Here is a 13,012-nt window from a genome sequence, read left to right on the forward strand (position 1 = left end):
CAGACGGCGCGTACTGAAGGGTTCCTGAAGGCGTGGGCTCGATCAGCGGATCGGGACGGATCTGGTTGCAGGATGGGCCGCGGTCCGAGCTCCGGGCCCGCCCCTACCGCAAGGACACCGATGAAGACTTCCACGAAGATCGCCACCGCTGCGCTGGCCACCCTGGCCCTGGCCGGCACGGTCGGCGTCGGCATCGCGGCGGCCGACCCGACGCCTGCGCCGACCCCCGGCAGCAGCGCATCCCCCACCGCCACGACTACGGACGCCAAGAAGCACCGTCCTCTGATCGCCCGCTCCCTGCACGGCGAGGTCACGCTGGCCGGCAAGAAGCACCGCGTCGTCGACTTCCAGCGTGGCACCGTCTCCACGGTGAGCGGCACCTCGATCACCGTGCACAGTGCCGACGGCTTCACCAAGACGTACCGGGTCAGCGCCAAGACGAAGGTCCGGTCGGACAAGAAGGCCGCCACCATCGCCGCGGTGAAGATCCACGACCGGGTCCGCGTCGTGGCCACCCACAAGGGCTCGACCGTCACGGCCAACCGGATCGCCGACCGCGGCGCCAAGTGAGCCGCCTTCCCTGAGAGCGGGGGCTGCTGGGACTCGGGGGCCCGGCAGCCCCTCACCTACCCTGAGGGCATGCCCTCCAGCGAGCGTCGGACCTGTGTCGTGACCGGCGCCTCACGGGGCCTGGGCGCAGCCATCGCGCGCCGGCTCGGCGCGGACGGTTGGGCGGTCGCGGTCAACTACCGCTCCGACGCCACCGCCGCCGACCGGGTCGTGCAGGACATCCGGGCGGCGGGCGGCACGGCCGAGTCCTTCCACGGCGACGCCACCGACGAGGTCGGGGTCGCGACCCTGGTCGCCGCCGCCGGGGAACGGCTCGGCCCGGTCGAGGTCGTAGTGGCCAACGCGACCGGGCCGCAGCCCGAGGCCCGGCTCGAGGACCTGACCTGGCGGGCGTACCTGGACCAGCTCGAGTTCTTCGTGCTCAGCCCGACCCTGCTCGTCCAGGCCGCCCTGCCGTCGATGCGCCGGCTCGGCCGGGGACGGGTGATCCTGATCGGCTCCGACCTCGCCGACCGCGCGGCCCCCGGCTGGTCGGCCTACGTCGCGGCCAAGAACGCGCAGATCGGCCTGACCAAGGTCTGGGCCAAGGAGCTGGGGCCGGACCAGATCACCGTGAACCTCGTCCAGCCGGGCTGGATCCCCGTCGAGCGGCACTCCGGCGCCGACACCACCACGTACGAGTCGGAGGTCCCGCTCCGCCGGATGGGCGAGCCGCACGACGTGGCCGGCCTCGTCGCCTACCTCGTCTCGGACGCCGGCGCCTTCGTCACCGGGCAGAAGATCACCGTCAACGGGGGCCACGTGCTCTGAGCAGCTGACCCGCGGCCAGGTGGCGCAAGGGTCCGCCTACGGTGGAGGGATGCCTGACAACACCACCACCCCCACCAAGAAGATCGCCTTCCTCGTCGCGGCCGAGGGCATCGAGCAGGCCGAGCTGCTCGAGCCCTGGACCGCCGTCACCGACGCCGGCCACGAGGCCGTGCTCCTCAGCCCCGAGGCCGGTGAGGTCCAGCTGTTCGAGCACCTCGACAAGTCCGAGACCCGGCCCGTCGACCAGGTCGTCGCGTCGGCCTCGGTCGAGGACTTCGCCGCCCTCGTGCTGCCCGGCGGGGTCGCCAACCCCGATGCGCTCCGGCTCGACGCGGACGCGGTGGCCTTCGTGAAGGAGTTCCTCGACTCAGGTCGCCCGGTCGCGGCGATCTGCCACGCCCCCTGGACGCTGATCGAGGCCGACGTGGTCCGCGGCCGGACCCTCACCTCGTGGCCGAGCCTGCAGACCGACCTGCGCAACGCCGGCGCCGACTGGGTGGACGAGAAGGTCGTCGTCGACGGCAACCTGATCACCAGCCGCAACCCCGACGACATCCCGGCCTTCAACAACGCCCTCCTCGAGGCGGTCAACCACGGCGTCAGCAGCGCCCAGTCGGTCAGCGAGGCCTGAGCGGACGGGAACTGCGGAAGGCGGGGCCGCCCCCGGGGCAGGATCAGCCCCATCTCTCAGCAGTTCCCTCGGTCACATCAGGGAAGAGGCGGCGTCCAGCACCGGTTGTGCCGGGCATGACCAACATCCCGAGCAAGATCGTCTACACCGCGTCCGCCACCACCACCGGCGGGCGGCAGGGTCACGCCGTCAGCAGTGACGGCGTCCTCGACCTCCAGCTGACCGCGCCGAAGGAGATGGGCGGCCCCGGCACCGGCACCAACCCCGAGCAGCTGTTCGCGGCGGGCTACAGCGCCTGCTTCAACGGCGCGCTGATGATGGTGGCCAAGGCCGCGAAGGTGGACGCCTCCGCCGCCCAGGTCACCGTGAACGTCGGCTTCGGCCCCGAGGGCGACAGCTACGCGATCACCGGCGACATCGAGGTGGCGATCCCGGGCCTCGAGCTCGCGCAGGTGCAGGAGCTGGCCGAGGGCGCGCACCAGGTGTGCCCCTACTCCAAGGCCACCCGTGGCAACGTCCCCGTCACCGTGAAGGCTGTCGCCGCGGCCGCCTGACGCGGGACGCGACTAGCCCTGGTCGAGGAGGGCGTCCACGAACACCTCGGCGTCGAACGGCGCCAGGTCGTCGACGCCCTCCCCCAGGCCGACCAGCTTGACCGGGACGCCCAGCTCGCGCTGGACCTGGACGACGATGCCGCCCTTGGCGGAACCGTCCAGCTTGGTCAGCACGATGCCGGTGATGTTCACGACGTCGCGGAAGATGCGTGCCTGGGTCAGCCCGTTCTGACCGGTGGTGGCGTCGAGGACCAGCAGCACCTCCCCGACCGGGGCCTGGCGCTCGATCACCCGCTTGACCTTGCCCAGCTCGTCCATCAGCCCGGTCTTGGTGTGCAGCCGGCCGGCGGTGTCGATGAGCACCACGTCGACTTCCTGCTCGATGCCCGCCTTGACGGCCTCGAACGCGACGCTGGCCGGGTCCGCACCCTCGGCTCCCCGGATCGTCGGCACGCCGACGCGGTCACCCCAGGTGGCCAGCTGATCGGCCGCCGCAGCGCGGAAGGTGTCGGCCGCGCCCAGCACGACGTCCTTGTCCTCCGACACGAGCACCCGTGCGAGCTTGCCCACCGTGGTGGTCTTGCCCGTGCCGTTGACGCCGACGACCATGACCACAGCCGGCACCTCGCCCCGCTCGGCGTGGACGGTCCGGTCCAGCGTCGGGTCGACCAGCCGGACCAGCTCGGTCCGAAGGATCTCCCGGGCCTGGACGGGGTCGGCCACGCCGTCGACGCGGAGCTTGGCGCGTAGCGCCTCGACCAGCTCGGTGGTCGGCCCGACCCCGAGGTCGGAGGTGATCAAGACCTCCTCGAAGTCCTCCCAGGTGTCCTCGTCGATCCGGTCCCGGCTGATCAGCATCAGCAGACCGCGGCTCAGCGCGCTGTTGGACCCGGAGAGCCGCCGCCGCAGCCGGGCCAGTCGGCTCTCGCGGCTGTCCGGCCGGTCGAGCGGGACCAGCTCGGGCTCGACGACTTCGGTGTCCGCGGCCGGCTCGGTCCCGACGCCGCCGCCCGGACGGTCGAGGAGGTCGACGTCACCGTCGGCTCCGCCCCGCGCGGCCGCTCCCGGCTCGCCCGGCAGCTGGGGCGTCTGACGGCTCCGCTGGAGGGCGCTCCGACGACGGGTAGCCATCACGCCGACAGCCACGAAGGCCGCCAGGATGATGGCACCGACGACTATCCACAGGGTTACCGGATCCACCGGCACATCTTAGGGGGCCGGCGAGGGGGTCGACGCGCAACCTCTTGGAGGCCCTCGACAAGCTCAGAGGCGATGGCGACAGGCTCAGGGCGCGTCCGGAGTGACCCTCAGGAGGAGCTGCGGGTCAACGAGCGCGGCGGCTGGCCGTCGCCGTTGAGGTGCTGGGCGGCGCGGGCCATCCGGTCCGCGAGCCGGGGCGCACGCTGTCGCCAGCGGCCCTCGATACCCATCAGGACGAGGCCGGCGACGCCGGCGACCAGAGCCAGGGTGAGGACCATGGCGACGATGACTGCGGTCATGAGAATGCCTCTCGACAGTCGAGCAGAGCCCGGGGAAGGGACTGTCACGCAAGGGCCATGCTGGCACCGGGCCGGCGCGTACCGGGGAGGCCGGACGGCGGTGTCGCTCTCGATCGGATAACGGTCGGGGCGAGCTCCCGGCGAGCCCGGGGGTCAGGCGACCGAGGTCGTCTCGCGCAGCCGCTGGGAGATGACGGCGGAGACCCCGTCGCCGCGCATGGTGACCCCGTACAGGGCGTCGGCGATCTCCATCGTCCGCTTCTGGTGGGTGATCACGAGCAGCTGGCTGCTCTCGCGCAGCTCCTCATAGATCTCGAGCAGCCGGCCGAGGTTGGTGTCGTCCAGGGCCGCCTCGACCTCGTCCAGGATGTAGAACGGGCTGGGCCGGGCCAGGAAGAGCGAGACCAAAAAGGCCACGGCGACCAGCGACCGCTCGCCGCCGGACAGCAGCGACAGCCGCTTGACCTTCTTGCCGGGCGGCCGGGCCTCCACGTCGACGCCGGTGGTCAGCCAGCTGCCGGGCTCGGTCAGGACCAGCCGGCCCTCACCGCCGGGGAACAGGCGGGAGAAGACCCGGGCGAACGCCACCTCGACGTCGGCGTACGCCTCGGCGAAGACCTGCTCCACCCGGGCGTCGACGTCGGTGATGATGTCCAGCAGGTCCCGCCGGGTCCTCCGCAGGTCCTCCAGCTGCTCCGCCAGGAACTGGTGCCGCTCGGCCAGTGCGTCGAACTCCTCCAGGGCCAGCGGGTTGACCCGACCCAGGACCCCGAGGGACTTCTCGGCCCGGCGCAGCCGGGCCTGCTGCTGCTCGCGCACGTACGGGACGGGCGGCGGCACCTCGTCGTCGGGACCGAGCGCGGTGCCGTCCTCGCGGGCGAGCACCGGGACGTCGCGGTCGGGACCGTAGTCGGTGACCAGGGCAGACGCCTCCAGACCCAGCTCCGCCATCGCCCGCTCGGCGAGGGTGTCGACGCGCATCCGCTGCTCGGCCCGGGCCAGCTCGTCCCGGTGCACGGCGTCCACGAGGTGCTCGAAGTCGCCGCCCAGCCGCCGGACCTCGGCCCGGACGTCCCGCAAGGCGGTGTCGGCGTCGGTCCGGGCCGCTTCGGCCTCGGTCCGGACAACGGCCGCCCGGGTCAGCGAGCGTTCGAGCTGGGCGGCCAGGTAGGTACCGGCGGTCTGCACTCCTGCCGCGTCCCGCGCCTCCCGCTGCATCCGTTCCCGCCTCGCCGCGGCCTTGGCCCGCGCCTGGCGCTCGTTCGCCGCCGCCCGGCGGAGCGCGTCGGCCCGGCCGGCCAGCGAACGGGACCGCTCCTCCTGGGTCCGCAACGCCAGCCGGGCGTCCATCTCGGCCCCGCGGGCCGCCCGCGCCGCCTCGGCCAGCCGGTCGCGCTCGACCGGGTCGGGTTCGGGCTCCCCCTCGCTCTCCTCGGCCAGGGCCAGCCGCTGCTCGAGCTCGGCCAGCCCGGCCAGGTCCCGGTCGCGCGCCGCCTCGGCGTCGACGATGGCCTGCCGCAGCCGCTCGGCCTCTCCCGTCGCCGAGGTGGCGGTACTGCTCAGCTGGCCGAGCTCCTCCGCGATCGCGGCCATCGCCGCGTCGGACTCGTGCAGCTTGGCCAGCGCCTGCTCGACACCCTGCTCGGCGCTGCGGTAGCGCTCCTCGAGCTCGACCGTGGCGAAGCGGAGCCGTTCGCAGCGGTGACCGGCAGCGGCCAGTCGCTGCTCGGCGTCCTCCACCGCCGCCTGCAGCTCCAGCAGGCTGGGCTGGGCTGAGGAGCCACCGGACGCGCGGGCGCTGCCCAGCAGGTCGCCGTCGTAGGTGACGGCCACCAGCTCGGGGTGGGCGCCCACCAGGGCGCGGGCGGTATCGAGGTCGGGCACCAGGGCGACCCGGGCCAGCACCGTCCGGACGGCGGTGACCAGCTCCGCAGGAGCGGTGACCACCTCGACGGCGTACCGGGCTCCCTCGGGGAGCTCCGGCCACGTCGCCTCGTCGAGGGTCGAGGACCCCGCCAGCAGCAGGTCGGCGCGGCCCAGGTCCTCGCGCTTGAGGTGACCGAAGGCGTCGACGGCGGCGTCCAGCCCGGTGACGGCAACGGCGTCGGCCGCCCGTCCCAGCGCCGCCGCGACCGCCACCTCGTAGGAGGGCTCGACGCTCAGCAGGGCGGCGAGCGGGCCCAGCACGCCCGCAACCTCACGGGGGCCGTCCGCCTCCTCCGCTGCGGCGAGCAGGGCGGCCGCCGCGTCCTTGCGGACCAGACCGACCTGCAGCGCCTCGACCCGGGCCGCCAGGGCCGCCCGCTCGGAGCCGGCCTCGACCTCCTCGCGACGCAGCTCGGCCAGCTCGGCCTCGACGGCCTCCAGCGCCTCGGTGGCCGACTCGTGGTCGGCATCCAGACCCAGCTCGCCGTCGTCCAGGCCCGCAACCCGGCTCTCCAACGCGGTGAACGCCCGCAGCGCCTGCCCGGCACGCTCGGCGGCCGCGGCCGAGGCGGTGGTCAGCCGGCCGATCTCCGCGCCCGCCGCGTCGGAGCGGCTGCGCAGCGTGTTCACCTGACCGGTCAGCCGGGCGAGCCCCTCACGACGGTCGGCCGCCGCCCGCAGCAGGGCGGTCAGCCGAGCCTCCTCCGCGCGGTGGGCGTCCTCGACCTCGGCCCGGGCCCGGGACGCCTCCGCCAACGCCTCGGCACGGGCGGTCACCTCGGCGGCGAGCTCGCGCTCCTGGTCCGCGACAGCAGCCGCCTCCCGGTCGAGATCCTCGGGGTCGCGACCGGTCCGCACCTCCCCCGGGTCGGCCGCGGCGTTGCGGACACGCTCACGGGCGATCGAGACCGTGCTGGCCACGCGTTCGCGCAGGGCGGCCAGCGCATACCAGCTCTCCTGGGCGGCAGCCAGCGCCGGCGACGCCTGGCGAACCGCCTCCTCGGCGGCGAGCTCACGGTCGCGGGCGTTCGTCAACGCCTGCTCCAGCTCCAGCCGGCGCTGCTTGAGGGCCCGCTCGTCGGCCAGCTCGGACTCCAGCGCCAGCGTGGCCTGGACCAGGTCGTCGGCCAGCAGCCGGGCCTTCGCGTCCCGTAGGTCGGCCTGGATCACCGCCGCCCGGCGAGCCACCTCCGCCTGTCGGCCGAGCGGCTTCAGCTGGCGTCGGATCTCGTTGATCAGGTCCGACAGCCGGTTGAGGTTGGTCTCGCAGGTCTCCAGCTTGCGCAGCGCCTTCTCCTTGCGCTTGCGGTGCTTGAGGACCCCAGCCGCCTCCTCGATGTAGCCGCGGCGGCCCTCGGGCGTGGCCTGCAGGATCCCGTCGAGCTGGCCCTGCCCGACGATGACGTGCATCTCGCGGCCGATGCCGGAGTCGCTGAGCAGCTCCTGGACGTCCAGGAGCCGGGCCGGGGAGGAGTTGATGGCGTACTCCGAGCCGCCGTTGCGGAACATCGTCCGGCTGATGGTCACCTCGGAGTAGTCGATCGGCAGCGCGCCGTCGGTGTTGTCGATGGTGAGCGACACCTCGGCCCGGCCCAGCGGGCTCCGGGCGGCCGTGCCGGCGAAGATGACGTCCTCCATCTTGCCGCCGCGCAGCGACTTGACCCCCTGCTCGCCCATCACCCAGCTGAGGGCGTCGACGACGTTCGACTTGCCCGAGCCGTTCGGACCCACCACGCAGGTGATGCCCGGCTCGAAGTTCAGGGTGGTCGCCGAGGCGAACGACTTGAAGCCCCGTACGGTCAGGGTCTTGAGGTACACCGTCGGCCTCTCGGCTGGGGGATCGGGCTCGGACCTGCCGGGGAAGGCGCAGTCACTGTAACCGCGCGCGGAGACGGTTCGCGGCAGCCGGACCGGCGCGCCCCGGGTCCAGGGCCTCCGCCAGGCTCAGGGAACCGGGTCAGGTGATGGAGCGCTGCGGGGCGGGCTCGACGGACACCTCGTCGTCCTCCGGCGGCAGGGCCGGCCGGCTGCGGACCGAGGAGAAGGTCCAGACCTTGTTGAGCACGAAGGACAGTGGCGTGACCAGGGCGATCTGGATCAGCTGCGCCCAGTAGAAGCGGGTGCGGAAGCCGCTGGAGTCGTCGAAGTAGGTGGTCGAGAGGGCGAAGACCGAGCCCGGGTGCATCAGCAGGGTCAAGATCCCGAGCCCCACGGCCTGGCCCAGCACGCCGACGGCCAGGAACGGCCCGTACTCCCGCAGCCAGCTCGAGTGCTTGGCGCTGCGGAAGGTGTAGAGCCGGTTGAGCTGGAAGTTCCAGAGGTTGGCCACCAGGAAGGCGATGGTGGAGAACACGTGGTACCAGCGGACGTTGAAGTCGGTGAGCGGCAGGCCGAGGGCGATGCCGTTCTCGTCCGCCGGACCGAGCTTGTTGACGATCACCGTGGTCAGCACGTTGACGAGCACGCCGGAGCCGCCGACCAGGCCGAACCGGAGCAGCAGGATCCAGTTGTGACCGTGCCGGACGAACAGGAACTCCTTCAGCCGCTTCACGATGCCAGAGAGGATACCCGCGCGGGTCCCGAGCGACCCAGGAGCCGGGGCCGGTGCTCAGTCTCGGCTCAGCCTGCGTAGGAGGTGCCGGACGGGGTCCGCTGGCAGCGCGGGCAACGAAAGGCTGACCGGTTCATGAAGGGCTCGCGCCGGACGGCCGTCCCGCAGCGCGGGCAGGGCCTGCCCTCCTGCCCGTAGACCGCGAGCGAGCGGTCGAAGTACCCGCTCGACCCGTTGACGTTGACGTAGAGCGCGTCGAAGGAGGTGCCGCCCGCCGCGAGCGCGGTCTGCATCACCTCACGGGCCGCCGTCAGCAGGGCCACCGCCCGCGCCGCCGGCAGCGTCGCGGTGGCGCGGGCGTAGTGCAGCCGGGCCGCCCACAGTGCCTCGTCGGCGTAGATGTTGCCGATGCCCGAGACCAGCTGCTGGTCGAGCAGGGCCCGTTTGACCCCGGTCCGCTTGCGTCGCAGCCGTGCGACGGCGGCGGCCAGGTCGAACTGCGGGTCGAAGGGGTCGCGGCCGATGTGGGCGACCTCGGTCGGCAGCTCGGCACCACCCGGAGACAGAGACAGGCCGCCGAACATCCGCTGGTCCACGAACCGGAGCTGCGGGTCGCCGTCGGCGAAGGTGACCAGCACGCGGGTGTTGGGCGCCAACGCGGCGGTGTGCGGGTCGAGCCGGAACTGACCGCTCATCCCCAGGTGGGCCAGGAGGGCGTCGCCGTCGGCGAAGGGCAGCCACAGGTACTTGCCGCGGCGTCGGGGCTCGGCGAACGTCCGACCGACGAGCTCGGCGGCGAACGACTCCGGCCCGGGCAGGTGCCGACGGACCGGCCGGGGGTGCAGCACCTCGACGGCGGCGACTCGGCGGCCGGTGATCCCACCGGCCAGGCCACGGCGGACGACCTCGACCTCGGGCAGCTCAGGCACGCGGGGACCAGACCGTGAGGAGGGTCAGCTCGACGCGGCGGCGGCAGCGCTGCCGGCCGGCGGCGCGTCCTTGATCGCGGCGAAGGCGATGGCGGCCGCGTTCTGCTCCGCCTCCTTCTTGTTCCGCCCGGCGCCGGGCCCGTAGCGGTGGCCCTCGAGCGCGACGGTCGCTTGGAAGGTCTTGGCGTGGTCGGGGCCGGACTCGCCCACCTCGTACAGCGGGACGCCGAGTCCGGCGAGCGAGGCGCGCTCCTGCAGGCTCGTCTTCCAGTCCAGGCCGGCGCCACGCGTGGCGACGTCGACCATCAGCTCGTCGAAGAGGTGGTGCACGAAGACGCGAGCCGCGTCGATGCCGTGCTCGGTGAAAGCGGCCCCGATGACCGCCTCCATCGTGTCGGCGAGGATCGAGGACTTGTCCCGCCCTCCGGTGGTCTCCTCGCCCCGGCCGAGCCGGACCAGGGAACCGAGCTCCAGCCCGCGGGCGACCTCGGCCAGAGCGCGCGAGTTGACCACGGCCGCACGGAACTTGGCCAGCTGGCCCTCGGACAGGTCGGGGTAGGTGCTGAACAGGTGCTCGGTGACCACGAGTCCCAGGACCGAGTCGCCGAGGAACTCCAGCCGCTCGTTCGTGGGCAGCCCGCCCTGCTCGTACGCGTACGAGCGGTGGGTGAGGGCACGGGTCATCAGCTCAGGACCCACTGCCATCCCGAGCTCGTCGAGCAGCTCGACCACCGAGAGGTGGCCGGAGCCGACCTCAGTCCGGATCAGGACGCGAGGACCTGACGGCGAGCTGCGCGCGGCCCGTACTGACCACAAGACGGGCAGGCGACGTGGGGCAGGTGCTTCTCGCGGCACGCCGGGTTGGCGCAGGTCACCAGGGTCGGCACCGTGGCCTTCCACTGCGAACGGCGGTGCCGCGTGTTGCTGCGTGACAACCGCCTCTTGGGAACGGCCACGGTGATCTCCTCGCTTCTCCGCCCCGGGGGGGCGGCACATCTGGAACTAGCTAATCCTGGAACTGACTGTGCACATCGTAGTGACCGTCCGATCCGCCCTCGAGCCCACGCAGCTTCTCCCAGCGGGAGTCGAGCGTCGCCTCGTGGCTGTGGTCAGGATCGTCGTTGAGGTTGGCGCCACACTCGACGCACAGACCCTGACAGTCCTCACGACACAACGGTTGGAACGGCAGATCCAGCACCACGCCGTCGCGGAGCAACGGCTCGAGGTCGAGCAGGTCGCCCTCCAGCCTGCTGGCCTCGTCCTCCTCGGCTTCGTTCTCGGGGTAGACGAACAGCTCCTGGATGTCGATCTCCATCGAGTCGGAGATCTCGGCCAGGCACCGCACGCACTCCCCACGGACCTCGACCGTGGCGGTACCGGTGACCAGCACTCCCTCGACCACCGACTCGAGCCGGACGTCCAGCTCGACCGGTGACCCGGGTGGTACCGCGATCACGTCGATGCCGAGGTCTGCCGGGGCCGGGGTGGTCGTCCGAACCACCTTCATCGCGCCCGCGCGACGACCCAGTTCATAGGTGTCGAGGACCAGGCCGGAGCGGCGGTCCAACGGGCGATGCGGGGAGCTCATCGCGATCCTTCCAAGCCGAGCAGTCCTGACAGCGTCATGACCGACGTCCTACGTTACCGTCCGGAACGACCGGCGACCAAACCGGTGGCCCAGCGTCGCCGGCTGGGCCGCTCAGGCTCCGGGCGCGCCCGCCGCGGTCTTCCGGCTGGGGTCGAGGTTGCTGCGCTCGGCGAGCCGGGCCCGCGCGGTCCGGACCTGACTCGAGGTCTTGTGGAGCACCGACTCGAAGGAGGCCATCCGGGAGTCGATGAACAGGTCGGTCTCCTTGCGCAGCGCCGCGGCCTCCTGCTCGGCGTCGGCGATGATCTGCGCAGCCTTGCCCTCGGCTGACTTCACGATCTCGCTCTCGCGGGCCAGCCGGGCCACCTCGTTCTTCGCCTCGGCGACCAGCCGCTCACGCTCGGCCTCGCCTTCGGCGATCTTCGCCGAGGAACGGTCGATCACCCGCTGGGCGTCACCGAGCTCGTCGGGGAGGTGGTCGATGACCTCGTCGATGGCCGACAGCACGTCGCCGCGGTTGATCACGCAGGAGGCCGACATCGGCATGGCCCGCGCGGCGAGGATGATCTCGCGCAGCTTGGCCAGCCGCTCCTCCGACGTCGGGGCAGCGGGCGACGTCGTCCGTGCGGTCGTGGTGGTCCGGTCAGACATGGCACTCCCTGAAGCATGTGGGCCGCACGCCCCCACGTGCCGTCCGATGGGGTCTCAAACGGCCATCGTAGTGCCCTGGCCCGCAAACGCCTCGCGGGCAGCGTCGGTCAGCCGGCGCGCTCGACCGCCCGTCGCCGGACCTGCTCGGCGACGGCAGGAGTCAGGAAGGGCGCCACGTCGCCGCCGAGACCCGCCACCTCCCGGACGAGTGAGGAGGAGACGAACGACCACGGGGGCGCACAGGGCACGAAGACCGTGTCGAGGCCGGTCAGCCGGCGGTTCATCTGCGCCATCGGCAGCTCGTACTCGGCGTCGGCGGCCGTCCGGATCCCCTTGGCCACCACACCGATGCCCTCGGCACGGCAGAAGTCGACGAGCAGGCCGCTGAAGAGGGCGACGCTGACGCCCGGCCATGCTGAGCACGCCTCCCGCAGCAGGGCGAGTCGTTCCTCGGGGCTGAACCAGCCCCGCTTGGCCATGTTGCTGCCCACCGCGACGACGACCTCGTCGAACATCGCCGCCGCCCGGCCGATGACGTCGAGGTGGCCCAGCGTGACGGGGTCGTAGGACCCGGGACAGACCGCTCTGGTCATGCGCACCTCCTCGGTCGGCCGCGGGCCGACGGGCCCGCGGGGGCGCTCCCGAGGCTAGCGGTCATGCCCGCTGACGGGCGCCTCGACGGGTCCGGGAAAGGTGGCGAAGTGCAGCGCGGTCTCGCCGTAGCTCTTGGTCCAGCTCTCCCCCGCCGAGGCCGGCCAGCCCGGTCCCGGACCGCGGCGGCTGCGCTCCACCACGACCATCGCGTCCGGGGCCAGCCAGCCCTGTCGGGCCAGGTCGGCCAGCACACCGTCGAGGGCCGGGCCGGGCAGCTCGTACGGCGGGTCGAGGAAGACGACGTCGTAGCCGCGAGGAGCCGGCGAGCCGACCAGCGACTCGACCCTGGCGGTGTCCACCTGCACCCGGAGGCCCAGCTCGCCGGCGTTACGGCCGGCCAGCTGGGACGTCCTGCGGTCGGACTCCACCAGTAGCACCGGTGCGGCGCCCCGGCTGGCGGCCTCCAGCCCCACCGCGCCGGACCCGGCGTAGAGGTCGGCCACCGCGAGGCCGGCCAGCGCGGCGTCGGCGGGCACGTCGGCCGTCCCGGCCCAGGCGGTGAGGGCGGAGAACAGCGCCTCCCGCACCCGGTCGGTGGTCGGCCGGGTCCGCGACCCCGCCGGCATGGTCAACCGGCGACCGCCCCGAGAACCCGCAATGATCCGGCTCACGGGCCGACCTCGTCGGCCCGGCGGGTACCGGCTGCGCT

At 72.7% G+C, this 13,012-nt stretch carries 15 protein-coding genes; 4 read left to right on the forward strand and 11 right to left on the reverse strand.

The genetic code is table 11. From position 1 onward, the window contains the following. The first annotated feature begins 120 nt into the window (after positions 1 to 120). The 4 genes from ACFE7W_RS00570 to ACFE7W_RS00585 all read left to right on the forward strand — a co-directional run bounded on the left by ACFE7W_RS00570 (position 121) and on the right by ACFE7W_RS00585 (position 2,565). Positions 121 to 570 (forward strand): hypothetical protein, encoded by a 450-nt coding sequence (locus ACFE7W_RS00570; RefSeq protein ID WP_375422824.1) that lies wholly within the window; start codon positions 121 to 123, stop codon positions 568 to 570. A gap of 69 nt (positions 571 to 639) precedes the next feature. Then, complete coding sequence (locus tag ACFE7W_RS00575) at positions 640 to 1,380, forward strand: SDR family NAD(P)-dependent oxidoreductase (RefSeq protein WP_375422825.1); 741 nt, start codon at positions 640 to 642, stop codon at positions 1,378 to 1,380. A 49-nt stretch (positions 1,381 to 1,429) separates the two neighbouring features. Continuing rightward, entirely contained in the window at positions 1,430 to 2,011 is a 582-nt protein-coding gene (locus ACFE7W_RS00580) for a type 1 glutamine amidotransferase domain-containing protein (RefSeq protein ID WP_375422826.1), read from the forward strand. A 116-nt stretch (positions 2,012 to 2,127) separates the two neighbouring features. Then, positions 2,128 to 2,565, forward strand: coding sequence for an organic hydroperoxide resistance protein (locus tag ACFE7W_RS00585; protein ID WP_375422827.1), 438 nt, complete (start codon positions 2,128 to 2,130; stop codon positions 2,563 to 2,565). Positions 2,566 to 2,577: 12 nt separating this feature from the next. Here the strand turns inward: ACFE7W_RS00585 and ftsY are convergent, their stop codons facing one another. The 11 genes from ftsY to rsmD all read right to left on the reverse strand — a co-directional run bounded on the left by ftsY (position 2,578) and on the right by rsmD (position 12,974). Further along, positions 2,578 to 3,765 carry a signal recognition particle-docking protein FtsY gene (ftsY, locus tag ACFE7W_RS00590; protein WP_375422828.1) on the reverse strand — a complete coding sequence of 396 codons (1,188 nt, stop codon included), beginning with the start codon at positions 3,763 to 3,765 and terminating at the stop codon, positions 2,578 to 2,580. Between the two features lie 107 nt (positions 3,766 to 3,872). Then, positions 3,873 to 4,064 (reverse strand): hypothetical protein, encoded by a 192-nt coding sequence (locus tag ACFE7W_RS00595; protein WP_375422829.1) that lies wholly within the window; start codon positions 4,062 to 4,064, stop codon positions 3,873 to 3,875. Positions 4,065 to 4,217: 153 nt separating this feature from the next. Beyond that, positions 4,218 to 7,808: a chromosome segregation protein SMC gene (gene smc / locus ACFE7W_RS00600; RefSeq protein ID WP_375422830.1), complete on the reverse strand. Its 3,591-nt coding sequence runs from the start codon at positions 7,806 to 7,808 to the stop codon at positions 4,218 to 4,220. A gap of 139 nt (positions 7,809 to 7,947) precedes the next feature. Then, positions 7,948 to 8,541: a GtrA family protein gene (locus ACFE7W_RS00605; protein WP_375422831.1), complete on the reverse strand. Its 594-nt coding sequence runs from the start codon at positions 8,539 to 8,541 to the stop codon at positions 7,948 to 7,950. A 68-nt stretch (positions 8,542 to 8,609) separates the two neighbouring features. Further along, complete coding sequence (mutM, locus tag ACFE7W_RS00610; protein ID WP_375422832.1) at positions 8,610 to 9,470, reverse strand: bifunctional DNA-formamidopyrimidine glycosylase/DNA-(apurinic or apyrimidinic site) lyase; 861 nt, start codon at positions 9,468 to 9,470, stop codon at positions 8,610 to 8,612. A gap of 24 nt (positions 9,471 to 9,494) precedes the next feature. Next, positions 9,495 to 10,175 carry a ribonuclease III gene (gene rnc, locus ACFE7W_RS00615; protein WP_375422833.1) on the reverse strand — a complete coding sequence of 227 codons (681 nt, stop codon included), beginning with the start codon at positions 10,173 to 10,175 and terminating at the stop codon, positions 9,495 to 9,497. Positions 10,176 to 10,234: 59 nt separating this feature from the next. Beyond that, positions 10,235 to 10,426, reverse strand: a complete 192-nt coding sequence (gene rpmF, locus ACFE7W_RS00620; RefSeq protein WP_375422834.1) for a 50S ribosomal protein L32 — start codon at positions 10,424 to 10,426, stop codon at positions 10,235 to 10,237. 50 nt (positions 10,427 to 10,476) lie between these two features. Beyond that, a complete protein-coding gene (locus ACFE7W_RS00625; protein WP_375422835.1) occupies positions 10,477 to 11,058 on the reverse strand; it encodes a DUF177 domain-containing protein in 582 nt (193 codons plus the stop codon). Between the two features lie 111 nt (positions 11,059 to 11,169). Continuing rightward, complete coding sequence (locus ACFE7W_RS00630) at positions 11,170 to 11,709, reverse strand: hypothetical protein (RefSeq protein WP_375422836.1); 540 nt, start codon at positions 11,707 to 11,709, stop codon at positions 11,170 to 11,172. A gap of 107 nt (positions 11,710 to 11,816) precedes the next feature. Beyond that, on the reverse strand, positions 11,817 to 12,302 hold the full coding sequence (gene coaD, locus ACFE7W_RS00635; protein ID WP_375422837.1) for a pantetheine-phosphate adenylyltransferase: 486 nt from the start codon (positions 12,300 to 12,302) through the stop codon (positions 11,817 to 11,819). Positions 12,303 to 12,356: 54 nt separating this feature from the next. Then, a complete protein-coding gene (rsmD, locus tag ACFE7W_RS00640; protein ID WP_375422838.1) occupies positions 12,357 to 12,974 on the reverse strand; it encodes a 16S rRNA (guanine(966)-N(2))-methyltransferase RsmD in 618 nt (205 codons plus the stop codon). Positions 12,975 to 13,012 lie beyond the last annotated feature (38 nt).

Source organism: uncultured Friedmanniella sp. (genome assembly GCF_964244285.1).
GTDB lineage: Bacteria > Actinomycetota > Actinomycetes > Propionibacteriales > Propionibacteriaceae > Microlunatus.